A 25,913-nucleotide genomic window follows, 5' to 3' on the forward strand; every position below is an offset into this window, starting at 1 on the left:
TTATACATACAACAGAAAAATGATATACTGTTTGCAGAGTCTGCGAACAGATGATCTACACCGTGCTAATGAGAACCAAAGGAAACCAACTTGCTGCAAAGATCCTCTATATTCAGCAGACCGTTTCTGACGCCTATCCGAGAGGTTGATAGCTGCTCCGGTAACGCCTTTACCTGTATCTATCACTTCGGTCACTTCGAAGGGTACGAGAAGAGTTCTATGACACGCTCACTGTGAGCTGAATGCAGAACTTTGGGCCCGGCCATGGTAATAATTGACACAGTGGTGTGGGTTTATACGGATTTGAGCCGGTATCATCACCTGTCCTGGAGACCCACTGTGGCATCCTGCATACGATCCAACGGCTCTCCAGTGACGTACTCAGCTATCGCCGGCAAAACCCTGGCGTAAGTCAGGGTTTTCGGCCGGCTAAAAATGTGCAGAGTAATCAATAACTGTGCGTAGAGATCGATATTTCACTTCTCAGGATGTCGGCAAAACAGCCCATCGTTGGAATGGATTATATGAGCCCGAAATAGTTCTGAAAACGCGGATGAACGTTTGAGAGTCGCCCCTCAAGAACGACACACCACCACTGCCACCTCCCGTTTAAAGGAGCGACTACACCTTCACTTTTCGAATCGAGAACAACTTGTCTCGGTCAGTTCCCTCTTGTATTGATCGATCATCACCTCAGTAATCGACTTTCATCGAATGCAGCACTTTCGCTGTGTCTCTTGCAGAGACTCGATTAACTACCGATCTGTTGTCAGAAGCGGCGTGCAAGATACAGAGGATGTATGCAGCACAGTCATTTCATATATGGTACGTCATGTGTGGAATAAACTGATATATACTAACCAATTAGGGTAGGTCAAATCAACGCTTGACCTTAGGGAAGACATTTACATATTACTGCCAGACGGATTACTATGAACCGCCGTTCGTATCTTGTTGCCGGCTGTCTTACTTTCTCCAGCCTCGTCGCTGGCTGTACCTCGGATGGGTCTGCAGAACCAGAGTGCCACTTAATGCACGAAGTCGTAGAGTCGTCAGAGGACTACGGTGAGGTCGTTGAAACGTACAAATATGAAGAGTTGAGCAGTGACGCACAGCAGGTTGTTGAAGAGGCCGTCACCAATGGAAGTTATACAACCACGGACCAAAACCTCGAACCGACGGAATTCCGGTACTGGGATACAACGACTGTCTACAATGTCACCTACCAAAACAAGACACACGTACTGTTAACGTATACGGGCGAGGGGTGCGAAAGCCAGTAAATGGGTAGTACATATCCTGTATTGATCGATCGTCCCTCACCTGATTGGCCACCAACCACTGCCCCATTCGCGCTCTGGGGCTTGTTTAAACGTGCGAGATCAGTGGTGATAGCGCCTCACAACTTGTTCGATGTTTCTGACGGCAGCCTTTAGGACGACTTCTCTGAACTTCCCAAACCAGGTTCTCACCCGCACCGTCTAGCCGAATCGATGCATCAACGCAAAGAAGATCGCCTCGACGATCGACCGGCGGTAATACACGTTCTCGTCGTGTCGTGCGTTGTGCGCTTTGTCGAGTGCGTAGAATTCACGATGTTTGATCAACGGGCGGATGCCAGCCTCCCTGAGTTCGTGCCGGAGCGCGTCCCAGTCGTAGCTTTTGTCGGCGGTGGTCGTGGTCAGCTTGGCGAGATTTCTCGTGAGCACCTGCCGTCCAACTTGTGTATCGTGGGGCTGTTTCATCGAGCAGTGGACATCGAGAATGGCACTCGTATCGCAATCGACGAGAGCCGTCCTCTTGATATCGTCAAAGTTGTAGCCGACGCGGAGGACGTAGCGACGGCTGGCTTGATGACGTTTGAAGTCAGTGGCGTCGATCGCCTGGACGTCACCGAGTTCGTGCAGCGAGACAGATGACCGCAGTAACACCCGCCAGACGCGCATTTTGAGATCTTGTTTCTGCGTACAGACAGTGGTAAAATCCGGCAGCTGATCCACCGAAAGGCCGAGTTTCGCGACGATTCCGGGCATCTCGTGCAGCATATCGAGCAGTCGGCGGTAGGGTTGGTTTAGCTACTCTCGGAGGCAATGAATCGAGACGACTACCCAATCAGCATAGCCACCGTCACCCTTCTCTACCGCCGGTGCTGGCTCGCCAGTGACAGCGTTCTGGGACAAATCGACACATCGGTCGGTGAAGCGGGCAAGTTGAGACGGCATACTCGCTGCTTCCTCACTCAATCCCTCATAATCCCAGGCGAGGCGTCAACTGAACGGCGTTTAAACACGGCCAGAGCAGAGTATTCAGTAAGACCTGATCGAACCTCCATATTACTGTCACAAACGACGTGCTGAATCCAGAGCCCGAGTTCAACAGAAGCAGCGCTACGAGCAAGCAGAACACGACCGGTGACAGCGAACTGGTGCGGTCAGCTGATATTCACCTCGATTTATATCGCTTAGATGAGTAATTTGCAGCGATGATAAGAGCGCTGATTTGGCGGCATCAACTGGTGATGTTCGTTCTTGTGGCGTTCGGATGGACGTGGACCTGGGACGCCATCTACTATCTTCTCGGTTGGTGGGAAATCCTTCCGGTCACCTTCCCTCGACAGTGGGGACTCCCGATAGCCGCCGTCATCGTTCTGTGGGCAGGTGACGGATCACTACAGACGTGGAGTGAGAGGACGCTTGATTGGCGGGTTCATCCTGGGTTGTATCTCGTCGCACTGCTCGTCCCGTTCGTGATCACGAACGTACAACAAGTCGTCCGGGCACTCGGTGGCGGAACGCTGGCCTACGCCCCTCCGGCGTCACTGCTCGCTATCGCACTATTCCTTCTCGCCAACGTCGTTCTGTTCGGAGGGGTGGAAGAACTCGGTTGGCGAGGCTTCCTCCAGCCACGGCTACAAGAGCGCACGTCAGTCTTGACCGCGGGGCTCGGAATTGGAGTCCTATGGTGGGCGTGGCACTTTCCGCTGTTCTTTAGTGGCAAAGCGGCCTACTCTCTTGATCTGGTATCGCTACTGACGTACACAACCTTCATCGTCGGAGCAGCGACTGTACTCGGCGCGTTCGTCAACGTCACCGGCGGCAGGGTACTTCCAGTGATGCTGATGCATGCGACGGTCAACGTAGGGGCGCTCTTGGAGGGCGATGGCGGTCTGCTGGCCGGTTCCCAATTGGTCCCCTTGGTTGTCGGCTCGGGATTATGGTGGTTGACTATCGCCGTGCTCGTACTCCGGTACGGACGGACGATGGTGCCGAAATCCTCAGTCGAACCAGTATCGTGACTCGCGTGTGATCGACTCACGAATGCCTCTTTCTCGGGTTTACGCCCTGTCAGCTCTGGTGACAGTTGCTAACCACGCGCCCTGGATCTTGTTTAGACGCTCGAGATCATCCGAGTTAGAACGTAAGCGATTTCTCAATATTTCTGACAACTATTTTAAAGATGAGTTCTCGGAACTGTCCAAATCACGTTCTCAGCTTAAGTGTTGGCCCGAACCGTTTGCGTAACGCGAAGAATATTGATTCTGCGATAGAACGTTGATGGTAGGTTTCGTCACCTCTCGATTGCCGTGGGTTCAACCCCAGTGGGGGAACCCCACGACTTTAGCGGTGGAAGGATATTAGAATTGCCAGAGTCATCGACCGACCCTCAGAGTAGCTCGATAATCTGCTAGTACATGTCCGATACAGCTATTCCTACCGTTGATCCGTTTTAGGAAGTGAAAAACAGACAATGTTTCCTCGAGGCGAGCGCTCTTTGAAGGTGAGTTTCCCACCCAACGAATCAACACACCACTTCATGACCCACAAACCGACCCCTGAACCGTGATAGGTGCTGGATGTCTCGATCCGTTCATCGATTGCGTCGATTTCCATCTCAGGAATCGGTGGCCCATTATCGACGATTTGAATCTGACCTAATCCGCTGACGTTATCGTCATCGACAGTTACAGTGACCTTAGGCGTATCACAATCATTGTGTTCGACAGCATTCCTGATTGCGTGATCAAGTGCATAGGTCAGTCCTTCGTCAGCAGTTACCCACACGTCCGCTGAGGCGTCAGTAGTTAACTCACAGTCAGGATACGCAGCTTGGGCTGTTTTGACACGCTCTCGAGCGACGCGTCGGAGATTTCTCGAATAGCGCTTGGTCACGTCAGGGTCGGTGACTTGTTCGATTTCCTTGATAGAATTGCTCAGGTTACCGACTTCGGTTGCGACATCCAGAATCGTCTGTACCTCCTCTTCGAGGCGGTCGTCTTCAATTGCCGTTTGCAGTTGTTCGGCATATCCGATCAGTACCGACATATCGTTCCGGAGGTTGTGCCGGATTATCCGCGTGAGCAACTGTAACAGGTTTTCTCGAGACTTATATTCAGTAATGTCGTTGATTTGTCCGAGTACATATTGCGACCCATCGATCGTCGTCTCAGTAAGATAGACGTGAGTCCATCGGAATTCCCCGTTAACGCGTTCGATTTGCCACTCGAAGTACGGATGCTCGCCGCTGGCTGCTGTCTGGATGAAGTCGACAACCTCTGCCTGGGTAAACGGGGTTGACGGTGCCGTGTACTCGTCGACCTGTATCGCCCGGAGTTGGGCAGCGGAGTACCCAAATAGACGTTCTGTGTAGTCATTTACGTCGAGTATCTTCCCTGTGTGTGGCTGATAGAGGATAATTCCAACATCCAAATCATTGAATATCGATGGTAACCGTGCTCCCTCACTCTCCATAGTGAATAAGTTCAAATGACAACGAATAAGCTCATAGAAATCGGTAGAAAATACTCGAATTTGAGAGATAAGTTCTACCAATTATCACATTTTGAGTGATGAAAGAAATAACATGAGGTGGCATTAGCAGATTTCGTCCAAGTAGTCCCTCACAATGAGTTCTGAATTAGACCGATCGATTCGATCACTACTTATGCGAACTGATCAAAGTTGATACGAAATCAGCCCCTGGTATTTCCTTGTTGTTCCCGTTCAAGACGTTGACAACCGATCACTAACGAATCGGGGATCTCGGTCGAAGCTGCGTGTAACGCTTCAAGGACGCCAGCGACGTGGTCGAACTGTGAGCCTCGATCTGCAATCAACGGGTCAGTCTCCCAGTAGATGAACTCCTCATCAGCTAACATCGGCAAATGGTGATGGTATCACTCCTGCCGAAGGCGTTCAGAATCAGCAGGGATGTTGGGGGTTTACTGCACTCTCTGGTAACGGCACGGGATTGTCTGATGGGGCATCTAATAACGAGACGATGAGTTGGCGGCGAGGTTCAGCTGAGAGGGCCTTGAACACGCGATCCCGTTCTTCAACTCGACGAGGAGATAGTAGCAACGACCTGGCTGCCCCTTCCCAACTGAATCGTTCCTGCATCATTTTTTAGCGGAACGGTCTTCGTAGAGCGCTACAAGTCGTGCCTCTGTTTTTCGGAGATGATTTGCAGCGGTACTTTTCGAACAGCCCAGTTCATCAGCGATTTCTCGAACGCTAGTCTGTCGAGGGATTTCGTAGTACCCGTGTTCTCGTGCAACGTCGAGTACCTCTTCTTGCCGATCAGTTAGTGCTGTGACTTGTGACTCTCGGTACGCGTCGTATTCACTGAGTCGGTTGACCGACACAGAGAGGTGATCGGGGAGGTTGGCGACTAGGCTCTGAAGGGCATCCTGTTCGCCGGCAACCTCGAATAGCATCTCACCATGAGTGCCGTACTCAATCGGTGGGACGATAAGTAGGTCTGTATCAGTGAGGAGGGCGCGGAGGCGACTGGCGAATCCTTGTGCACTCTCCCGAATATAGACGTAGAAACTGCGGTCGTGGATTGGCGTCACATCGTACTCCTGAACGGATTCCGCGGTGTTGAGTGCTGCGAGGTACTCATCACGTCCTTCCTCAACGTTTCCGGCGATTTGCAGCAAGGTTGTGATGTACTCGGGATTCGAGAAGTTCCAGTGTCGCAGGTACGCTCGTTGAATCGAATCCTGATCAACGAGGAACTGGTGCATTGGGTGTCGCGCTTCAGGCGGGAAGTGAAGCTGTAATTGTAAGTGTCGCATTAGAGGAGTTATCGTCGAGAACCGATAAAAAGGGGCGGACCTGTCCGACAGAACACCGGAGTTCGAGTACCGAAAATGAGTAAATATGAGTAGAGAAGCGAGCTATCCACCTGGTCCACAGGGACTGCCAGTCATCGGGAACACAGTCGATTTGAGCCGCGACATTTTCGCGTTCTTCGAGCAGTTGCGCGACGAGTACGGTCGAGTCGCAAGCTATCAGGTGTTCGGGACGGATGCATGTATGGTCGCCCATCCGGACGCGATTCAGCAGATTCTTCTGGACGATCATGAGGCGTTCGAGAAAGGCGATGTCGTGACACGGAATCTGGATGATGCGATGGGTGAAGGATTGTTCTTGGCAGGCGGCGACCAGTGGCAGATCCAACGCACACAGATGCAACCAGCATTCTACCGAGATCGGTTGAACACGTACGTTCCCGAGATGCATGCGACTGCCGGCGAGCTGGTCACGCAATGGAGTGATGGAGAAATCATCAACGTCATCGATACGATGACGGCGACGACGATGGACGTACTCGGTCGGACGTTGTTCGGGGTAGACGTGACAGAGAATTCAGTGGTCACTGAAGCCTCAGACGCGATTCTCGCCCGGTTCGATACGAGCCGGTTCTGGTCGTTCCTTCCAGACCAACTCCCAACGCCGACGAACCAGCGATATAGGCGAGAACTCGAACAGCTCCAAGCGTTCGTTGATGAGTTGGCCGCACAGCGGCAGGCCCAAGAGCCCGAGAACCGCGGCGACGACCTGTTGTCGATCCTCGTCGGGTTCGTCGAAGCGAATGATCTGACCCGAAAAGAGTTCCGCGACAACATGATCACGTTCCTCTTCGCCGGTCATGAGACGACGGCACTCGGCCTGACGTACACGGCCCTCTGTCTTGCCCAGCATCCAGAGGAACAAGCAACGCTCCGTGCGGAAATTGACGCTGTTTGCGATGGAGAAGTGACTGCCGACGACCTCCCGAAACTCGACCGAACAGCAAATGTGATCGATGAGGCGCTGCGCCTCTATCCACCCGTGTACATGTTCTTCCGAGAAGCGATGCGAGACGTGAAGCTACAGGGATACGAGATTCCAGAGGGGACGACGCTGGTCTTGCCTCAGTGGGTCGTCCACCGTGATCCAGCATGGTGGGATGACCCAGAAACATTTCGTCCAGATCGGTTCGTCGGCGACACCGATCGCCCAGAGTATGCGCACTTTCCGTTCGGCGGCGGGCCGCGTCACTGCATCGGGATGCGGTTTGCGAGGATGGAGATGAAAACCGTGCTTGCAACGATCCTCAGCGAATACACGTTCGAACTTGTGTCTGAGCCGGAGCCAGACCTGATCGCCAGTACGAACCTCAAGCCCAGTGGACCGATCAAACTCAAACTCCGTGAGCGTAGTGAAGCTAACGAGGTGATCCCCTGACTGAGAACCGAGTTGTGTTTCGAGGCAGTTGGCGGACAGTGACCGGATTCGCGGTAGCGTTCGCCGTTGTGACTGCAATCTGGGCTCCACTGACTGCCGCGGTCGCTGATCTCTCAGCGTGGATCGGATTGGTGACCGAGGTCAGCAAATTCGCGGTTCCTGTTGTTATTTTTGCGGCCTCAATCGTCGTCTACTCCGCACCCGGCAATCCAGTCGGACAGGCGAAGTTCAGCACACACTAAATGAACTACGCGGTCATGTCAGAGTCGACGTGACCGGCTCAATGGATGTAGTCAACGACGGTTATCCTCCCTTCCAGAACATCAACGGGAGATAGTCGATAGGAGATCCGCGAACCCTACGTTCCACGACATATCAAGTGATAGAAGGAGCGTTTTTATTGTTTTGTTGACGGAATCGGATATGATCAATACTGACCACGCGGCTGACCTCCGAGCAAAGACGGTTCGTCCCGGGTTCATGCACCCGGACTACGATGGGTATTGTATCACCCGTGTTCCAGGCACGGCAGCCGCCGCACTCGACGCCTCCGTGGGTCCAACATTGCCCGAAGACGTCTTCATCGGTGTCAATACGGACGTTTCTAATGTCGTGGTTCTGTTCGTTGATGCTTACGGCTTTGAGCAGTTCCAAGAGACGTACACTCATCACACGTTTTTTGACCGCATAGCACGCCGAGGTCGCGTGACGCCCGTGACGAGTGTCTACCCCTCGGAGACGCCTGCCTGTGTCCCGACCTTTCACACCGGGCTCCAACCGGTCGAGCATGGCCAATTAGGCTGGAATATCTATCTTCCTGAGCGTGACCTCGTTGTCGAATCGCTGCTGTTCCAGACAAAACGTGGCGAGCAGATTGACCTCGCCGAGACTCTTCTGTTCGCTGGTGAGCCGATCTATCCTCAACTCGAAGCAGCGGGCATTGACACGCACGTCATCGAACCGTTCGATTCCAGCGACGACCCTAAGACGGCCGGCGCGACGACTCATACCTACACTTCTCCTGCTGAGTTCGCGCTTCGGCTGCGGCGTGTCCTCGAACACGGCTCCACCCCGACGTACTGTTATGGCTACACCCCCCCTCGTTGACGCCGCCGGGCATGCTGAAGGCACACGTTCGGAACTGCACAGCGCCGAACTGAACTGCCTTTCGGCAACGCTCCAGCGTGAACTCTGTGATCGTCTCCAAACGGATGTTGCCGAAGAGACGTTACTTCTCTTTGTTGCTGATCACGGTCAAACCGACAGCAGGCCCGATGAAAACGTCGACAATGAGTTCTGCGAGCGTATGGGTGAACACGATAGTGGGTCACTCGGGGAACAGGCGTTCGAATCAACTCCTCGCCGCAGGTTCCTGGCCGGTGCTGCGGGTACGTGCCTCCTTTCAGGAATCGGCACCGGGATAGCTACCGGTGGCCAAAGTGACGGAGACACAGAATCGAGTGCAGGTGAAGAACTGTGGCGAGTCGATTACGAAACTCCGGATCCCCTTGGTAGACCGTACTTGTCATCCGTAGCGGATGGTTCCCTCTTTGTGAGTAACCTCGATACCGTCCATGCACTGTCCGCATCGACGGGCGACGAAGAGTGGCAATTCGGCGTTGACGACACGGAGTTTCACGATCAGCCCATCGTGGTCGATGGCACCGTCTATGCTACGAGTCACGTTTTCTCCGATCGGGACGTAGAAGACACTGCAGTGTACGCGCTGGATGCAGACACGGGCGAACAGAAGTGGCAGTTCGACGACTACGATGTGACCGTCGCACCGATACACGTGGCGGAGAACACCGTCTTCATCCCCAAGCAATTTTGCGTCACTGCAGTGGACGCGGACACCGGAGACCACCGATGGGACTTCAAGGTTGGGTACGGGATAGAAACCCGTCTCAAAGTCAAAATGGACTCTTTCGCCGAGACGGACTCCGGCACGTTCTACGTCGCTGATATCGAGGGGAACGTGTTTGCCGTGGACGTGGCTAGCGGCGAGGAAGAGTGGCGCGCCGACGTCGGCATGGGAGTGACGACCGACCTCTCGGTGGTCGATGACACGCTGTTCCTCGGAGCGGTCGACAGTGAAACTGATCAGCCGAGCAACTTCCAGTACTACGTTTCCGCGCTGGACGCGACCACCGGCGAGGAACGGTGGCGATTCACGGTGAATTCGGAACCGGACACCGAAAGGCCGGAACTTGAGTTCGTGACCGTGTTCGACGACACTCTGTATGTCGGGACGGACGATTGCTACGACCATCCCACGTGTGCAAACCTGTACGCCATCGACGCGGAATCGGGAGAGGAAAAGTGGCAATTCGCGGCGGACAATTCCGTCGACACAGTGACCAGGGCAGATGGCACGCTCTTCGTCGGAACTGCGCTCGGGGAAGGCGACGAAGGCGTCGTTCACGCGATTGAGCCGGAGACGGGGACGGAACGATGGAGTTTCCACGCCGGTTATTTTTTGTTGTCGCCGATAACCGTCGTTGAAGATACCCTCTTTACTGCCACCCAAACTAACACAGACTACGAGGACGCCTATCGGTTAAACGCACTGGATACGGCCACCGGCGAGGAACAGTGGAACTTCGTTACCGATTCCAACATAAGCGAGCCGAGATTCGCTGATGGTTCCGTCTTCTTTTCAGCTGACCGTGCAACAGTGCACGCACTGGATGCGGGCGTAGAGGGGTCAAACGAAGATACCTCGAACTGACGACGATTCAAGCGGGCCCCGAAACGACCACAAACCCGGCCAGCGACGTACTGCAGTCGTCGGCACCGCCTCGCTGGATCCGGATTTGGAACCAGTCGCGGTCTCCCATACGATCAGCCACGGTGGCTCGTCGGTTTGACGGTGGCCCAGCCATCCTCTGTATCTTGCACGCTATTTGTGATACTTGATGAGTAGGTTTGGCGAGAGATGCAAGATATAAGGCGCGAATGTAGTACGGATTTAAAGTCGATACCGATGATACACGGATGCGATCAGGCCGCACACGCGAGTTCGATGTGTCGCCACCGGAACGGCAACATTGTCGGGCTCCGAACAGTGGTTTTTTCTAACTGGTCTCCAACGTGTCGTGTAAATACCGCCCGCTGTGCCTTCCAATGCCCGTCAATCGACTTACTCTCGGCCTATGGTTGCGAATATGCGTCGCGAGTGTCATTGCCGTTGTTGGTATCGTGACATTGCTCACAACTGAGTTTGTCATCGCCTCGTTGATGGCAGCTGCGTTCATCATAGTACTGCCAGAGTTCGCCTTAGCCATCTTTGTACTCGCTGTTCTCTCGACTATGGTACTCATCACCTGGACCGCCGTCGGGGCCCTGTATCGACGGTTGATGCCCGCTCCCCTGGTAGTCGGTCGAATCGACCACGACGGGATGGCAGAGGCGTTCGAGCCGGTTGTACGCCGGTTAGCCGACCCACCGATGCCGCTTTCGCGACGTAGGGTCCCGATCGCCATCGGTGGCTCGTTCCTGGCGTTCGCCGGCTACGTCGCGATCGAGGCCCTCCCGCCGGTTACGCCGGTCATACTAGGGATCACCACCGGTGTTATCGCCGTCGGTTATGGGACCGCACGGCTGGTGTACGACGAGTGGGCCGCTGACGGGGCTGTCCACGACGACCTCGCGGACCTCGCTGATGTCCCCGAAACCGACGCTCAAAACGGTGATCGAGGCGGTAATCAAATGACGGCTCGAACCGACCTCCAGCAGCGAATCGACCGGCTGGCCAAGCAGGCAGCTGCGCCAGCCCCGACGGTCGAACTCGGCCGCTCGCGAACACCAGTCGCGGCCGCCGTCGGCTACCGTCCCTCGTCGTCAACTATCGTCGTCTCCCGCGGGCTGTGTGACCGACTCGAGGATCGAGAACTCGATGCCGTTCTCGCCCACGAACTCACCCACGTGATCAACCACGACGCCGCAGTGTTGACGGCGCTGTCGCTTCCCGCGGCGAAGGTTGAACCGCTGGCCGAGGAGGATCCCGACCCGAGAGTGGCAGGACCTCACACGGGATTTCTACTCTTCCTCGCGGTTCCGATTATGCTCGTCACCTCCCTCGCCGTCACCTCACTCGCGCGCTACCGCGAGTACGTCGCCGACCGGGGAGCCGTCGCGCTCACCGGCGATCCCGCCGCGCTCGCAAGCGCTCTCGAAACGCTCGATCGAGAGACGGGTCGGCGACCAGATGGCGACCTCCGGAGCCACCGTTCGACGGCGGCGTTTTCGATCGTTCCGCCTCCGTGGGAGGAGTATCGCTTTTTCGACCGGAGTCGTCGGTTCGTCCGCCGCCGGCTGTTCGGTACCCATCCCCCCACCCAGACTAGACTCGAGCGTCTTCGGAAGCGTATCTCTGGTTAATAGGCCGGGCGATGACTCTCGCCGAAACTGTCGCCGGCGAGCACGGGTTGGACTCAAGGATTCTTTGGCAGACAAGGTAGAACGAATCGGCCTTGTTGAAACCCTCAGTCGGTGCTAGGTTTTCACCAACGCTGCTGCATAGGCAGCGCGAATGCACCACAAGACGAGAGCCGATCTACGAAGGTAGTGATCGCTCAGTATAGGTGGTCGGAACGCACTTGATTTCTATAAAACCAGAGTTATACAGGAATATTTGGAAAAGAATTTTGTTTACCTGGGCCGGAATTGAGAACTTCAGAATGACGCTCATGCTACTGATAGGAGCGCCAGTCTTGTAGCGGTTACTCCCCTACAGTCCGGTGGAGTGTGGAACGGATGGTTGTCGTTGAGCCCTGCACGTAGCGCATCCATCGATACTTCTCATCAATTGAGAGTTTTAACAGAGCCGTATTCCAGTGTAACAGAGTGACATACAACTCCTGCGTTTTCAAGGATTGTTGCAGTAGATAGATAGAGTGCTTCAACAAATGAATTACACAGAAGTTGTTAGAGACGGAATCTTGGATAGATAGGAGGAATCAACATGAATATCACATCTCATCTGAGCCCTCTAAGAAAGTCGGGGAGTGTCTCGGCAAGTTCAACTGCTTGCTCACCGGAGTTACGGACCGTGAATCTGACGATGATCATGCCCGCCTCGTCCGTGTACGGAACACTCTTGAGGGTTTTGGTCCCCTTCCAAATCCCGGAGACTTCGACCAGCCCATGCCCTGTGTGATCATAGGATTCTCCCCGCTCAATTTCCCGGCCAGAAACGGCTACCTTATCGGATTTGGCTAGAGAACTAGTACTATCCGCCGCTGTCTTTTGTTTCGTCCCGTCCACAGATTGGCTGCTTTCGTTCAGTTGAGTAGGATATCGTGAATTGCTCATTATTGGGCGCTACTTTGAATCCACATTTAAACCCCCAAAACGATAGCACAGAATTGCACCGCCTCACGCTACGTTTCGCCCAATGAGACGGTTTTAGAGAGGTAGCAGAAACAATCCCACAAATCCGAACCACTATTAGCGGATGCCATAGAGCGCTTCATTACCGATTCTTCTATCTTAACCGATAGTGCGACTGGTGGGATACGGTTTGAGTTTACAGATGTTATCGACATTACTCGCGATTAAGTAGTTAGACCACGAATAGCAACTGTTCGAGCGTATCCGGTACGTGAAAGTGGCCACCTCGAGGGGATGAGGTGGCTAGCTGTCAACTGGATCGGGCTAAAGTCCGAACGGTCTGTCTCCTCGCCTGTCAAGAGGATCAGACCAGAGTTAAGATCAATATTACATACAAAGAGTGTTGACCTGTCATATTCAAGGCCGGTGTGAAAATGCAACTCTCTACAAACCAGTGGCTCGCAGGCACAGACACGTAGATCGCTGAGTAACAGCCGATCTGAAAGGTATTTTATCACAGCCCCGACGCGTACTCTGGCTCTGGATTAGTGGGGTGTCGTCGGCTCTTCGTGGATCTGTCGGATCTGCTCCCTGTAATTCTTTAGCTGGTACAAGCTAGGTGACTTCTCATGGGAACAGATCAATTGAATGTGTGTCTGTGACAAACAAGCGTATTTCCCTTGCAATATCAGGTCATTTGAGTAATCACCTGAATTTGGTCAGTCGATTAGGTACACTCAAGGGAGCAAGTATGTGATTCGGTAGGCATCTGTTGCTACCCACGCATACGGCACTCGGCGATGAGTCTCCATAAAGTTCAATCACACTCATTCTAGTCAAGGCCAGAAGAGAGAAGAGTCGTTGATCCGCTGGGAAGCAGCTCAACGTGAGTACAGACTTTGAAGAGAAGAAGTGTGAAATTGACTCTTCGATACCGAATTCGATACAGGCTTATCTCGCCCAGTGAGACAGTATGCGAGAAACCGAGTTAGTCGCCGAAGTCAGCGTAAATTCGAACCACCCCATCACCGAAGACAGCGATTTCGAATCCGGCGTATTGAAATTGAACCTGATCGAGTGCAGAGGATGATTGCGACGTAAACAGGGCGTTCAGCGCGTCGGGGTCAATTGCTGTCTGGAGTGGCGGCAAGTCAATCGGACCCGTGCCAGTGACCTCTGCAACCGCAGAGACGACAGCATAGACTGGCGTGTTTGTACTGTCCTCTCCCCACGTCGTACTGGCTGAGACTCTCTTGTTAGATGAAGACTCGCTCATGGTTACGTATGCACTATCAGTTGACATAACCCCTCGTATACCGGTTTGTCGTAAAAGGTTTGCCAAAGCAGATTGGGTTGTACAAATCAATTGTTCGTGCCCTTGGTAAAAATCCAGACACTGCAGCCAGTCAACGGTTCGATAATTCAGCCGTGATGTCACAGCCCGTACCCGGATAGCTGGGCCATCACAGCGCCTACTCAGTCGCCGGCAGCGTAAATCGGAAAGTCGTCCCCTTGCCGGACTCGGAGTCGACCCAGATCTCGCCGCCGTGACGCTCGACGATTCGCTGGCACAAGGCGAGTCCGATCCCCGTCCCGGCGTGCTCGTCGCGACTGTGAAGACGCTGGAACACCTCGAAGATACGGTCGGTCTCCTCGGAGTCGATGCCGATTCCCTCGTCGCGAATGGAGATTTCCCACTCTCGACCAGCCGCTTCAGCGTCGACATGGATTCGCGGAGGCTCATCGCCGCTGTACTCGATCGCGTTGCTCAGGAGGTTCTGGAAGACCTGCTGGAGTTGGCGTTCGTCACCCCGTACACGAGGGAGAGGGGCCACTGTGAGTTCGGCATTACTCTCTTCGAGTTTCACGTGCAGGTTGTCGGTTGCATCGTCAAGGACATCTTCCAGTGCAACCGGCTCGAGTGGCTCACCCTGCGTGTCGATCCGCGAGTACTCGAGAAGGCCGTCGATCATCTCGCGCATCCGATCGGCTCCGTCAACAGCGAACGCGAGAAATTCTTCACCATCTTCGTCAAATACGTCTTCATACCGTCGCTCGAGCAACGAGAGGTAACTCGAGATCATTCGAAGCGGTTCCTGGAGGTCGTGGGAGGCGGCGTAGGCGAACTGCTCGAGGCGTTCGTTCGATTCCTCGAGTTGCCGACGGTACTCCGTGCGTTCGGTGATGTCCTGGATCAGCAACATCCCCGCGTAGATGTCGTCGGCGCCGTCTCGAACGGGAAGGGTGTGCGCCAGCAGGTGGCGGTCGTGGTACTCCACTTCGAACGTTCGCGAGTCGCCGTCGAACACGGCGCGGAAATGGGGTTTGATCTCTTCGACGAGGTCGTCGGGGTAGCGTTCGTAGATCGAGACGCCGACGATCTCGTCCGGTGGAATCTCCAGTTCGCTCATTAGCTCGCCGCCGGCGACGGTGTAGGTAAGGTCCTCGTCATAGAGACCGACCGCCCCGTTCGGGAAGTTCTTGACAAGCGTCCGGTAGCGGCGCTCGCTCTCCACAAGAGCTCGCTCACGTTCCTTGCGCTCGGTGATATCTCGGACCACGCCGACGCGGTTCTCCCCCTCGTCGGCATTGAACGACGCAAACGTCACTTCGACAGGGACGTGGTCGCCGTCTGCCGTCTCCACGGTCGTTTCCAGCGTCGGATTGGCTGTCTCGTCGGTGGCCATCGCTGCCCGCATTTCAGCGGCCTCCTCGATAGCCGCCTCGTCGATAAGACGAGTGGCGTGGGCGCCGCGTAGTTCCTCGCGAGTGTAGCCGGTCAACGAGGCGAACGCGTCGTTTACCATCGTGTACCGCAAGTCGTCGTCGGCCACGTAGATGCCGTCGTTGATCGTTTCGACGATGCGCTCGTACTTAGCGAGCTCTCGGGTCCGTTCCTTTCGCTCCGTGACGTCGCGGCCGATCCCGGCCAGCACCGGCGTTCCGTCGGGGTCCTCGAGTCTTGTTGCGACGAACTCGTACGGGATTCGGTCACCCGCTTTGGTCAGGATTCCTGCCTCGACGCGAGTACGCCCGGTTGCGAACACTTCGTCAATCGCGGCCGCGGTCGACTCGTGATCCTCCTGGCTAAAAAACTCCACCGAATGCATAGATCCGATCTCTGCGTCCGAATAACCGGTCACTTCGGTCAGGGCCTCGTTCCAGCGCTGGAACGTGCCGGATTCGTCGATGACGTAGAATACGTCGTCGACAGCGGCGAGGATGCCGTCGGTGTACTCCTTGTATCGCCCGAGCCGTCGTTCGCGCTCACGCAGTCGACGTTCCGTCTCAGTACGATCGATCGCCGCGGCGAGGACGTTTGCGATGTTCGTGACGAAAGTAACGTCACTGTCAGTAAACTCGCGGTGGCTTGTCGTGTGGACGCCAAAGACACCCCACGGGTCGTCGACAGGCCCGATAATGACGCTGATTCCGCTCACGACGTCGTGTTCGGTCAGCAGCTCAGGGCCGGAAAAGCGCTCATCCGTACGGAGGTCGTCGACGATAACCGGCGCTTCGGAAAGCAGGGTATAGCCCGCCTGTGAATCCAGATTGGTGGTGGCGGTCGCTGAACCTACGACCCCATCATGCCAGCCGACACCCTCCCTGAGCAGGACAGCATCGCCGTTGGGGTACAACTCGAGTACTTTCGCATACTCGGCGTCGAGAGACTCGGAGACGGCGACCGCAGTGTCGTGCATCAACTGGTCGAGATCGTTCGTCCGGAGGGCCTGTTGTCCGAGTTCGGCGACGACTTCCTGTTGACGTATCTGTGGGGTGGGTCCCGTATCGGTCTCGGAAGTCGAATCCATTTTGAGTGTGTTACTCAAGTGACGAGGGTAAAGCCTTCTATATTGCTTTGCGAATTCTTCATTAAATCATTTTGATACTACATCACCCTTTTGAATTGGTTCTGGCCATTTTCGTGATGGGAGCCACCGTGTATCTCCTCGGGAAACTGTACGAGTAAGCCGGTGACTCGAGGGGTCAGGTACGTGGATCGGTAACAGAGGACGGCCACCTGGGGAGTAGCCGGGTTATGGTGGTGCGATTTCCGTCCGCTTCGATGCCTAACGGTCTGTATCCTCTGGCATGGAAAGGTATCAGACCGGGCTGACCTCCACCAATGAGTGACAAGGTTGTTGGCCCGTCGTATTCATGCACTGCTTACTCACGGTGTCATGCCCTCGATTTCAGCACGGAGAAGCAGTTTTACTCACGGAGCTGACGCTCGCCGCACGCCGAGCGCTCGAAAATGGAAGTGTTGCCGCCGTTACACGCTGGTTTGAATTTTCTGAAATGCTTTTTCGCCGAGCCATAGGCGTGACACTGGTTCCGGAGGTGTACGGAGTGGTGAAACGGGGTCATTGGAACCGATCTTCACTTCTGAGCTGGGATACCGTCATCTCGAGTTTCAATCGAGGTCGAGCCCATGTATCGACCGCCGAATAACACGTCGACAGTCACGAATTGGACGACACATGCGTCATTCGCCTTCTACAGTTGCCAGGCCTCCCTCCAGCAAGTGCCGTTAATGGGCAAGGTAATCTTGCGGCGCAAGGAACGCGCTCCACGCTCAAGAGTTGGTTGATAGATTGAAAACGGACGTTTCGTCCCCTCATCCCTCCTGTTGATGGCAGTGGAACCTTGATAACAGAGATTGGTGAGTTTGGGTAAGGCGAGCCAAGACGGCCAATACGGTTACGTTCACTGAGACCAATTCTCTACCAGCGCGAGGGAGGGGGTTAGTCGTTGCCAACGTCGCCCTCATAGCCAACCAGCTACCACATCATTGTTTCCTCCGCGTTATTCCTATCCATTGACTCTGTTGAAATCCTTGACCGATGATAGGTATCTGTGACTGTGCTGAATACAGAGCGCAGGCCGTGTTTAGACGCCGCTCAGTTGACGTCTCGACCGGGATTATGTGGAGTTGAGCGAGGAAGTAGCGAGTATGCCGTCTCAACTCGCCCGTTTCACCGACTGCTGCGTCGATTTGTCCCAGAACGCTGTCATCGACGAGCCAGCGCCAGCGATTGAGAAGGGTGATGGCGGCTACGCTGACTGGGTAATCGTCTCGATCCACTGCCTCCGAGAGTACCTGAACCAGCCCTACCGCCGGTTGCTCGACATGCTGCACGAGATGCCCGGAATCACCGCGAAACTCGGACTTTCGGTGGATCAGCTACCGGATTTCACGACCGTCTGTACGCGGAAACAGGATCTCAAAATGCGGATCTGGCGGGTGTTACTGCGGCTGTCTGTCTCACTGCACGACCTCGGCGATGTTCAAGCGATCGACGCGACCGGGTTCAAACGCCATCAAGCCAGCCGTCACTACGTCCTCCGCGTGGGCTACAATTTTGACGACATCAAAACGACGGCGCTCGTCGATTGTGACACCAGTGCTATCCTCGACATTCACTGTTCGATGAAACAGCCACACGACACACAGGTTGGACGGCAAGTGCTCAGGAGAAATCTGGCACGACTGACCACGATCACCGCCGACAAAAGCTACGACTGGGACGCGCTCCGGCACGAACTCAGAGAGGCTGGCATCCGCCCGGTGATCAAACATCGTGAGTTCTATGGACTTGACAAAGCGCACAACGCTCGCCACGACGAGAACGTCTATCACCGCCGCTCGATCGTCGAAGCGATCTTCTTTGCGCTGAAGCATCGGTTCGGCGAGACGGTGCGGGCGAGAACGTGGTTTGGCCAGTTCAGAGAGCTCGTCCTAAAGGCTGCCGTCAGAAACATTGAGCAAGCCGTGAGGCTCTGAAACCACTGATTTCGCGCGTCTAAACAAGACCCAGAGCGCATATTTGGCACGGAGGAGACGGTGTTCCAGTCTCAACTGAACCGGGACAGACAGAGGGACAAAGTAACGATTTCGGGGGTCTCATTATTCGGTTCTTCCCGGAATCACACCCTTCGCAGATCTTTTCACTTGCAAGCAATAGGCAGTAGCCCTTACTTCCCCTTCGTTGAAACACATGCAAACAGTTATTCATCTCATTTCAGGTGACGAGGGCGAACAAGAAACAGCACTGGCTATTGCCAGAAACATCTTAGACGATGAGACTGGCAGTATCGACGACGTTGCGGTTGTCGTTCAGGCAGGTGCAGTGGAGGCGATCCAAACCGGCCAAGAGAGCGAGAAGCAAGTCCAGGCCCTATTGGACGACGGTGTCTCATTCAAAGCCTGCAGCAACACACTGGAAATGATGGATCTTGACGAATCCGACCTCGTTACCGGCGTTGAGACCGTCCCAGAGGGCGCCGTGGAAGTTACGCGGTTGCAAACAGAAGGATACGCCTATATGCGGCCGTAGTGAGCTTGCGAAACTCTACTTGATTTGGGTAGGTTCACAACAGCCGTCTACAGCTACCTTATTCAGCCCAGGGTGAAAAGCAGTCGCTGTCGTGATGGATACATGCTCTATATGCAGCAGGCACCTCCTGCCAATTTCTAAGTGCTTCAACAAAATCTATCCACTCTAACTACACGACCTGCTCATGGCTCAAACTGGCCTAGTTAGGCACTGGCTCTCTAGCCAGCATATCGGTCATCAAGACACCCGTGAGTACCATATCACAGGTGCGCTGAACAGTATAATCTCGAAGTCACCGACTCTCGTGGTCGACGTCGGCTTGAGTGTGCTCCTCGAGTAACCGTTGAATCCCGGCTCGGATCGCCTGGCTCCGGGTGTGGTAGATATCGGCGTCGACGAGCGCTTCGAGCTGTTCATCGGTCGCACGGAATGTGACCCGATCGAGCGTCTGACGGGTCTCCAAGCGGGAGTGAGCCGGTTCGGGAATGACGTCATTGGAGGACTGCGATACCATCGTTACCGCCCCTCCCATTCGAGGTTTGGAGACCATACTTCTCTCGTGATGTGAGCGACGCAGGTACTCTCGGAGACCATGTAGATGGAAGGGCATCGACGGCAAAAAGGACTCGCGTAGTATGGTGAAAGTGAACCTGGCTCGTGTTCATCGATGCACTAGTATCAGACCACACCCCGTTCGCATAGTCGCCCGGGCGGTCCTACCGCTGTAGGTCTGATCATGCACTTCACCCACCAAAATTCGGGCCAATATAGTCTCCCATTAGCTGTGACCTCCACTTTCGTCCCGAGGCGGACTGTTTCAACCCACTACAGCGAACGAGCGCGTATGCTCTCGTGCGAGTGGCGTGACTGCGACCGGACCTCCGACTACCGGTTCAACGTCAAAAACCGCCGACGGGTTACCCAGCGCGTCGAGTACTTCTGTGAGCGTCACGCTCTCGAGCGGATCGAGGAGGCTAATCGAGACGCATGGCTCGAGATTATGTCGTCGACGAAGCGGTAGGATAGCTTATTATCTGACGTTAGTGGATCAGTGGCACTGTCTAGTTCTGAACATCCTCGGCTGGCACTTTTCCATCAAGAGATTGATGCGGCCTCTGGCGGTTGTAGTAATGTACAAACTGTTCAATCAATTCGCGTGCGCTGGCCTGACTGCCGACCCACGATTTATGGAAACGGTCGGTCCGCATTTTGAGGGTGTGAAACCACTTTTCGATGAGGTTTCGGTCGGTGTAGTTCACCCGATTGTTCATTCCTAATCGAGCAAGGGAAGTCCGATATTCGAATTGATCGACGAAAAATTCAGCATCTGAGAGACCGTGTTTCTCGCGGAGTCCATGCAGAAATGCAGTCGCCAGATCGGTACCGTGCCGACCGAACAACGCGACGTCGAGAATCAACTTTGTCTCGATGTCTATTGCAGCGTACAACCAAGACCAGTTGCCGTTAATCTTGACAGCGGTCTCGTCGACAGCGACCCGCGACGGCGATGCCGTCGCGGGTCGCATTCACTGTCAGCCAGCCGAGGTACCCAATTCCAAACCGTGCCATGAGAGCGTTAAACGCCTAATTCAGCGAGAATCGCTGTTGTCTCCCGAGGCAAACAACCGGTCTGGTGGAGCCGAACGGCGAACGCCCTGACGCAATCGCCGTCCGCTCGTTCTCCCAAGATTCTTCTAATCTGGACTCATAGCTCTCGTTGAGCAGGTCTGCGAGCATTCTAGTCAATTCATTCAACGACCTGCTCACTTCTCAAACTGGCTCAACTAGACAGTGCCTGCTCGTCCCTCAAACTGGCCTAACTAGACACTGCCACCTACACAAGTACCCCTGATATATAACACATCACCAACCCAATCGTCGTGGGGCGACACTGATTACGAAAATTTAAAGCTCGTCGCTTCCGTAAGCACGGTTTCAACCTTGTCGTTGATCGGCTTCTTCTCGAGTCGCTGGTGCGATTCGGACTGAGTTCAATCAGAATCGATATACCCTCTGGGGAAAGATTGAAATGTTAGTAAAATATAGGGGAACCAGTTGAAATGAGGACAGAATCAGAGGATCGCGATGTCATCGTTATCGGCGGTGGGGTCGTTGGTTGTGCGATCGCACACGAACTCGCATCCGATCACGAAGTCCTCATCCTTGAGAAGGGGCAAGTCGCTAGTGGGGCGACGGCACTCGCTGCTGGAATTATCGGTCTCACGAACGTCTACGATGATGTCCCTACCCTTGCGGGGTATGTCGCGTCGTTCTTCGAGGCTTTCGACGGAACGGGTGATTTTCAGTACACTAAACGAGCTCGTGTCGGTCTTGTGCGGCCCGAAGACGAATCACGGGCCCGGAGGGAAGCGAAGGAGAAAGCTGAGCAGGGCGTCAAAGCGACGTACCTCAATACGCCAGCGTTGCGCGAGAAGTATCCCCGGTTCGACACCTCCGAAATAGTTGGTGCCGTGGAATACGGTGCTCGTCCCGGAGAAGGCTGGCTGGACCCTTACACATTTGCAGTGACGCTCAAACGAGAAGCAGAGGCGGCGGGCGTCGAATTTCGGACCGGAACGGTTGTGACCGACATTGACGTCGCTGATGGCGCCGTCACAGGCGTCAAGACGGAGTCAGGGACAATTCGAGCACCGACGGTGGTCGTGGCCTCTGGGTGGCGGACGCCCGGGCTGTTGTCGGATCTCATGACGTTACCGGTCCGGCCGTACCAAACCCAATGTATAGTCCTCAAACCGGAACGACGATTGAACGGCGACGTTCCGATGGGGTGGGTCAGTGGCGAACACATTTACTTCCGGCCCGAAGCCAATGGTCACCTGCTCGTTGGCGGCTGGTCATTCGCGATCGACGATCCTGTGGCCGCGAGTTCGGACGCGAGCGAAGAGTTCAGACAGCACGTCGCAACAGTTATCCCTGACGTCTTCGACGGTATGGACCGAGCGAAGTTCGTAAACGGGTGGGCGGGGGTTGATGCAGCCACACCCGACCAGCGGCCGATCGTCGACGCGTCGGACGAGGGTCCCGAGGGGTTAATCGTAGCCACGGGCTTCCACGGACGCGGCGTGATGACGTCCCCCGCAGCAGCACGCGCCGTTCGATCGCTGCTGACCGATGAGGATGCGCCGTTTTCACTCGAACCGTTTTCTCTCGATCGGTTCGATTCGCGTTCACCGGATTTCGAATTCCGAAGCATCAGTGACCACTGACAATGTCACGCCAACTCGGGATGTATACATTAGCCACAAATATATAGATAATAAGATGTCAAAACAACATGCGAAATAAACCCATATCAAAGGCGACAATGTAGAACGCTCTCCAGTTACTGTTTCGGCAACTGTAGATATTATCTAGCTGGGGATTTGAGGGACGAGGAGGTGGTGGTGAGAAATGTTCATGCCACTCACCAACTTGCCCAGAAAGAACTTAGACATGAATTATGATAAGATTTGGGAGAACGAACACCATCGTGTTAAGTTAATCGAAGTAAACTAGGTAACAAAAACTTGGAACTGCGTTTCGGCAGTTGCTGGATCGACGTGACTAAAACATATTATTGAACTAATAGAATTGTATTTTCCTCATTTTATATACACGTTTAATGACGTTCTGATTTCCGTTTGATCGAGTCGAGATCGGAGCCCAGATCGGTACAATTCAGTCGCTAGATAATGCTCGTAATTGATGAGAAACACAACATCGATGACGCCGTGTTTCTCACGAATCTCGTAGGGAAACGCTGGATCACTACTGTTGTAGTCGCCGTAAAGAGCCTTATATGCAGAAATACGTTCGTTTCCGGATCGACGACTGCGTACAGCCAGAACTGCTGTCCGTCGATTCGGATTACCGTCTCGTCAAGCGCGACATGGTTCGGACTCGCCCCACTGGCCAGTTGTAGACCGGTCTTTTGCACCCAGCCGTGGACAGATTTTTCGCAACCGTTTGACACCGAACTTTTCAAGTTCAGAGATGGTATTTAGAAATGATGATTCTGCAAGATGCAGTCGAATACCCAACTCCATCAATTAACGCGGTGTCTGTTCTTGCTCCATAACGTCTAGTTCGATCGAGTCTCTACGACCACTGAGGCGAGTGTTTTTCACCATAGGACAGCTGAAAATCCCTCTCCTCACCCTTCAGCCTTCACTAAACACGTCCCGACTGGGCTAGTGAAACGGGGAAAATGTGCATGCGAAAACGCACCTACACGAATTCGTCGCTGTCGTAGGATTCGATATCGCTACGCGGACATTATGTGAGTCGGTAGATGGTATGAAAGTCGAGTTCAAAGAGATCATATGGATGACATTACAATCTTATGTATGTAACGATAAAGGTCTCCGAGGCCGCTTCCTCGAAGAACACAACATCAGCGACAGCCATGCTGCCGATTTGGACGGAATCATTCGAGCGAAAGCTGGACGTGGATTTCGTGTGCTTTATCCTTGAGGATTTCAGGTACCTCCGCATCGAACTTCTCCCCGTTGAGGCGGCTGACCGGGCCAAACACGCTCAATCCACCGATCACGCACCCAGATGGTCCGAAAACAGGCACCCCGACCGCGCGCAACCCCTCGATCTGTTCGGAGTCGTTGATTGCATGTCCCTGGTCGCGCACTACCGTGAGTTCCTCAAGGAGCGCCTCCGGATCCGTGATCGTGTTACGGGTGAGTTCCCACAGGTCTTGGTTGTCCAGAAAGGAGTCGAGGCGATTTTCATCCCACTGAGCGAGGATTGCTTTGCCGGCCGCGAGCGCGTGGAGTGGCCGTCGTTCACCGACCATTGTGTCGTTCCTGAACGGTGGCGTGCCACCGGCCCGGTACATGTAGACGCCCCGACCGAGTTCCTCTACTAAGAATAATGCGCGCTCGCCAGTCTCGTCGACGAGTTCGAAGACCTTGTCGCGCGCAACCTGGTATCCCGGCTTTCGATGCCGTGCCTGTTCGCTCAACTGGAGGAATTTTAGCCCGATGAAATATTCGGAGCCGTCTTTAATTACGTATTCCAGATCGGCTAAAGTCGTCATATGGCGATGAACCGTGCTTTTCGCTAACTCGAACTCTTCAGATAACTCCGTCAATGTGGCTCCGTTCTGACGGCTGAGATATTCGAGCATTTCGAATGTAGCTACGGTCGTCTTGACGTGATCGCGCCTGGTGTCCGCGTTATCTGAACACATTGGTTGCTTTATTAACAGCCACAACCATTAATATTCCGTATGCTCGAATGCTTACCGTATTAGAGAAACTATATATCAAGGAAATAACCCATGCTTAGGATCGTATCTTCGTAGATATCCTGACATGGGCGTTGTAACGGACTCACTAGCGAATTCCCCTTCGTTCCCCAGTAGTTCGGTGACTGTCTATACGATTTGTATTACTATATCGATCTTCTATCCCGTATAAGAACACATCTTGTTCGATTATACGGAATGTAAATCCCATATCCGGGGAACCAACCCTGAGAAACCAAACCATGGGGTGACCTAACAGAGGAAAGTTCGAAATGCCCGAACTGACACGCTGAATCGTTCCAAATGCTATCGAAAACAGACTGTGAGTGATTTCTCCAACACTGTTTCTGATGATCCCTCATACGTCGAAAGAAGTGCGACAAGTCCCTCGAAATCTCTCCCGCCGAGAACGCCCAGGTATCACTTACACTTGTGCCTTGAGCCAGTACTCCGCGAGATCCTTACCGGTAGTGATCCACGTATCGCCGGTTTGGATCATCGTCTGAACGAGTTCCTCGAGGGCGTCGATGCGACCAGCCCGTCCAATGATTTGTGGATGCATGGTGAGCATGAAGCACCGGCCACGTTTGTACTGGCCTTCGAACTCCCGCGTCCACGAGTCGAAAACCTCGCTCGTGGTGGATATCCCGCTTTGGTAGGGTAGCGGGGGATACATTTGGAACCCGAAGTACGGCCAGTCGTCGAGCGACCACTCAAACGGAATCTCCACGAGATCGGTCCCGTCGACATCGTGTACGTACGGCATGTCACTGTCGATAAAACTGGATTCATACACGATACCGTTGTCCGCGAGGATCTCGAGCGTATTGTCACCGAGATCGGCGGCAGGACTTCGATACCCGACGGGAGTGTCACCGATGAGATCATCGAAGACGTCCATCGCTCGTTTGACGTCCTTTTTTTCTTCCGACGCTGTTGCTGTCGCGGGGTTCGTGTGCGTGTACCCGTGGTGGCCGATCTCGTGGCCTGCGTCGTGAATCGCCTGTATCGTATCCGGCCAATTCTCCGCCACTTTCCCCGGTACGAAGAACGTCGCCCGGAGGTCGTACCGATCGAGTAATTCGAGAATGCGCGGGACACCGACCTTGGGCCCGAACTCGCCACGGTTCCGTATCGGCGGTTTGTCCCACTCCGAATCGTTTTCTCTTTTCACTCTCCAGAGTTCGTTCGCGTCGAGATCGAAGGTGAGGACGGCTGCTGCACGTTTTCCTGCAGGCCAAGCGTCTAAGTCGGTCATGCTACAGTCACACAATGCAGAGACTCTGGCATAAGCATTTGCAACTGAAATAGTTCGTTCGAGAGGACGCATTGAACGATCACATGTAGATGGTCTCCCCCGTCTCGGAAGGTTACAATCCGGCCGCCGGGGTTATTCGTTTCGGCGAATACCATACTGCTTTCACGAAAATTTGAGTCCTCGACCATCAGGTGACGACAGATCGAAGGATG

18 protein-coding genes and 5 pseudogenes are annotated in these 25,913 nt (G+C 54.3%); 10 read left to right on the plus strand and 13 right to left on the minus strand.

Translation table 11 applies throughout. The features are described 5' to 3' along the window. Positions 1 to 932 precede the first annotated feature (932 nt). Complete coding sequence (locus NGM29_RS19750) at positions 933 to 1,283, plus strand: DUF7979 domain-containing protein (protein WP_254160872.1); 351 nt, start codon at positions 933 to 935, stop codon at positions 1,281 to 1,283. A 99-nt stretch (positions 1,284 to 1,382) separates the two neighbouring features. Here NGM29_RS19750 and NGM29_RS19755 read toward each other — a convergent pair. Continuing rightward, positions 1,383 to 2,222 (minus strand): annotated as a pseudogene (locus NGM29_RS19755) (IS5 family transposase). Positions 2,223 to 2,482: 260 nt separating this feature from the next. On the opposite strand from NGM29_RS19755, the gene NGM29_RS19760 reads away from it, so the two are divergent. Next, a complete protein-coding gene (locus tag NGM29_RS19760) occupies positions 2,483 to 3,295 on the plus strand; it encodes a CPBP family intramembrane glutamic endopeptidase (RefSeq protein ID WP_254160874.1) in 813 nt (270 codons plus the stop codon). Between the two features lie 115 nt (positions 3,296 to 3,410). On the opposite strand, the pseudogene NGM29_RS19765 reads toward NGM29_RS19760, so the two are convergent. From NGM29_RS19765 to NGM29_RS19780, 4 genes and pseudogenes are all read right to left on the minus strand, one after another. After that, positions 3,411 to 3,578: pseudogene (locus tag NGM29_RS19765) on the minus strand (IS5/IS1182 family transposase); the annotation flags it as partial. A 132-nt stretch (positions 3,579 to 3,710) separates the two neighbouring features. Further along, a complete protein-coding gene (locus NGM29_RS19770; RefSeq protein WP_254160876.1) occupies positions 3,711 to 4,748 on the minus strand; it encodes an ATP-binding protein in 1,038 nt (345 codons plus the stop codon). Between the two features lie 221 nt (positions 4,749 to 4,969). After that, a pseudogene (locus NGM29_RS19775) lies at positions 4,970 to 5,396 on the minus strand (hypothetical protein). Then, positions 5,396 to 6,025 carry a helix-turn-helix domain-containing protein gene (locus NGM29_RS19780; protein WP_254160878.1) on the minus strand — a complete coding sequence of 210 codons (630 nt, stop codon included), beginning with the start codon at positions 6,023 to 6,025 and terminating at the stop codon, positions 5,396 to 5,398. Before NGM29_RS19780 ends, NGM29_RS19775 begins: the two are co-directional and overlap by 1 nt. A gap of 136 nt (positions 6,026 to 6,161) precedes the next feature. On the opposite strand from NGM29_RS19780, the gene NGM29_RS19785 reads away from it, so the two are divergent. From NGM29_RS19785 to NGM29_RS19800, 4 genes are all read left to right on the plus strand, one after another. Then, the gene (locus tag NGM29_RS19785) at positions 6,162 to 7,511 is read left to right on the plus strand and encodes a cytochrome P450 (protein WP_254160880.1); all 1,350 of its coding nucleotides are present in this window, start codon (positions 6,162 to 6,164) and stop codon (positions 7,509 to 7,511) included. A 423-nt stretch (positions 7,512 to 7,934) separates the two neighbouring features. Continuing rightward, positions 7,935 to 8,618, plus strand: a complete 684-nt coding sequence (locus NGM29_RS19790; RefSeq protein ID WP_254160882.1) for an alkaline phosphatase family protein — start codon at positions 7,935 to 7,937, stop codon at positions 8,616 to 8,618. Then, the gene (locus NGM29_RS19795; protein WP_254160884.1) at positions 8,596 to 10,242 is read left to right on the plus strand and encodes an outer membrane protein assembly factor BamB family protein; all 1,647 of its coding nucleotides are present in this window, start codon (positions 8,596 to 8,598) and stop codon (positions 10,240 to 10,242) included. Before NGM29_RS19790 ends, NGM29_RS19795 begins: the two co-directional genes overlap by 23 nt. 581 nt (positions 10,243 to 10,823) lie before the next feature. Next, positions 10,824 to 11,894, plus strand: a complete 1,071-nt coding sequence (locus tag NGM29_RS19800) for a M48 family metallopeptidase (protein ID WP_254160886.1) — start codon at positions 10,824 to 10,826, stop codon at positions 11,892 to 11,894. Positions 11,895 to 12,491: 597 nt separating this feature from the next. On the opposite strand, the gene NGM29_RS19805 is transcribed toward NGM29_RS19800, so the two are convergent. From NGM29_RS19805 to NGM29_RS19815, 3 genes are all read right to left on the minus strand, one after another. Further along, complete coding sequence (locus NGM29_RS19805; protein WP_254160888.1) at positions 12,492 to 12,827, minus strand: hypothetical protein; 336 nt, start codon at positions 12,825 to 12,827, stop codon at positions 12,492 to 12,494. 1,006 nt (positions 12,828 to 13,833) lie between these two features. After that, the gene (gene ddfA, locus NGM29_RS19810; protein ID WP_254160890.1) at positions 13,834 to 14,121 is read right to left on the minus strand and encodes a DdfA family disk-determining factor; all 288 of its coding nucleotides are present in this window, start codon (positions 14,119 to 14,121) and stop codon (positions 13,834 to 13,836) included. Between the two features lie 196 nt (positions 14,122 to 14,317). Continuing rightward, positions 14,318 to 16,657 (minus strand): PAS domain S-box protein, encoded by a 2,340-nt coding sequence (locus NGM29_RS19815; RefSeq protein ID WP_254160892.1) that lies wholly within the window; start codon positions 16,655 to 16,657, stop codon positions 14,318 to 14,320. A gap of 1,142 nt (positions 16,658 to 17,799) precedes the next feature. Between NGM29_RS19815 and NGM29_RS19820 the strand changes: the two genes are divergently transcribed. Next, positions 17,800 to 18,630 carry an IS5 family transposase gene (locus NGM29_RS19820; protein WP_254160595.1) on the plus strand — a complete coding sequence of 277 codons (831 nt, stop codon included), beginning with the start codon at positions 17,800 to 17,802 and terminating at the stop codon, positions 18,628 to 18,630. Positions 18,631 to 18,844: 214 nt separating this feature from the next. Beyond that, positions 18,845 to 19,183, plus strand: a complete 339-nt coding sequence (locus NGM29_RS19825; RefSeq protein ID WP_254160894.1) for a DsrE family protein — start codon at positions 18,845 to 18,847, stop codon at positions 19,181 to 19,183. 292 nt (positions 19,184 to 19,475) lie between these two features. On the opposite strand, the gene NGM29_RS19830 is transcribed toward NGM29_RS19825, so the two are convergent. Then, a complete protein-coding gene (locus NGM29_RS19830) occupies positions 19,476 to 19,697 on the minus strand; it encodes a ribbon-helix-helix domain-containing protein (RefSeq protein ID WP_254160896.1) in 222 nt (73 codons plus the stop codon). A 330-nt stretch (positions 19,698 to 20,027) separates the two neighbouring features. Here NGM29_RS19830 and NGM29_RS19835 point away from each other — a divergent pair, with 330 nt between their 5' ends. After that, positions 20,028 to 20,204, plus strand: coding sequence for a hypothetical protein (locus tag NGM29_RS19835; protein ID WP_254160898.1), 177 nt, complete (start codon positions 20,028 to 20,030; stop codon positions 20,202 to 20,204). Between the two features lie 40 nt (positions 20,205 to 20,244). Here the strand turns inward: NGM29_RS19835 and NGM29_RS19840 are convergent. Next, positions 20,245 to 20,920, minus strand: a pseudogene (locus NGM29_RS19840) (IS6 family transposase). 323 nt (positions 20,921 to 21,243) lie between these two features. Between NGM29_RS19840 and NGM29_RS19845 the strand changes: the two are divergent. Continuing rightward, positions 21,244 to 22,410 carry an NAD(P)/FAD-dependent oxidoreductase gene (locus NGM29_RS19845; protein WP_254160900.1) on the plus strand — a complete coding sequence of 389 codons (1,167 nt, stop codon included), beginning with the start codon at positions 21,244 to 21,246 and terminating at the stop codon, positions 22,408 to 22,410. Positions 22,411 to 22,695: 285 nt separating this feature from the next. On the opposite strand, the pseudogene NGM29_RS19850 reads toward NGM29_RS19845, so the two are convergent. From NGM29_RS19850 to NGM29_RS19860, 3 genes and pseudogenes are all read right to left on the minus strand, one after another. Continuing rightward, a pseudogene (locus tag NGM29_RS19850) lies at positions 22,696 to 23,313 on the minus strand (transposase domain-containing protein). Between the two features lie 296 nt (positions 23,314 to 23,609). Continuing rightward, on the minus strand, positions 23,610 to 24,386 hold the full coding sequence (locus NGM29_RS19855) for an IclR family transcriptional regulator (protein ID WP_254160902.1): 777 nt from the start codon (positions 24,384 to 24,386) through the stop codon (positions 23,610 to 23,612). 481 nt (positions 24,387 to 24,867) lie between these two features. After that, the gene (locus NGM29_RS19860) at positions 24,868 to 25,701 is read right to left on the minus strand and encodes a polysaccharide deacetylase family protein (RefSeq protein ID WP_254160904.1); all 834 of its coding nucleotides are present in this window, start codon (positions 25,699 to 25,701) and stop codon (positions 24,868 to 24,870) included. Between the last annotated feature and the right edge of the window lie 212 nt (positions 25,702 to 25,913).

Source organism: Natronosalvus rutilus (genome assembly GCF_024204665.1).
Taxonomy (GTDB): Archaea; Halobacteriota; Halobacteria; order Halobacteriales; family Natrialbaceae; genus Natronosalvus; species Natronosalvus rutilus.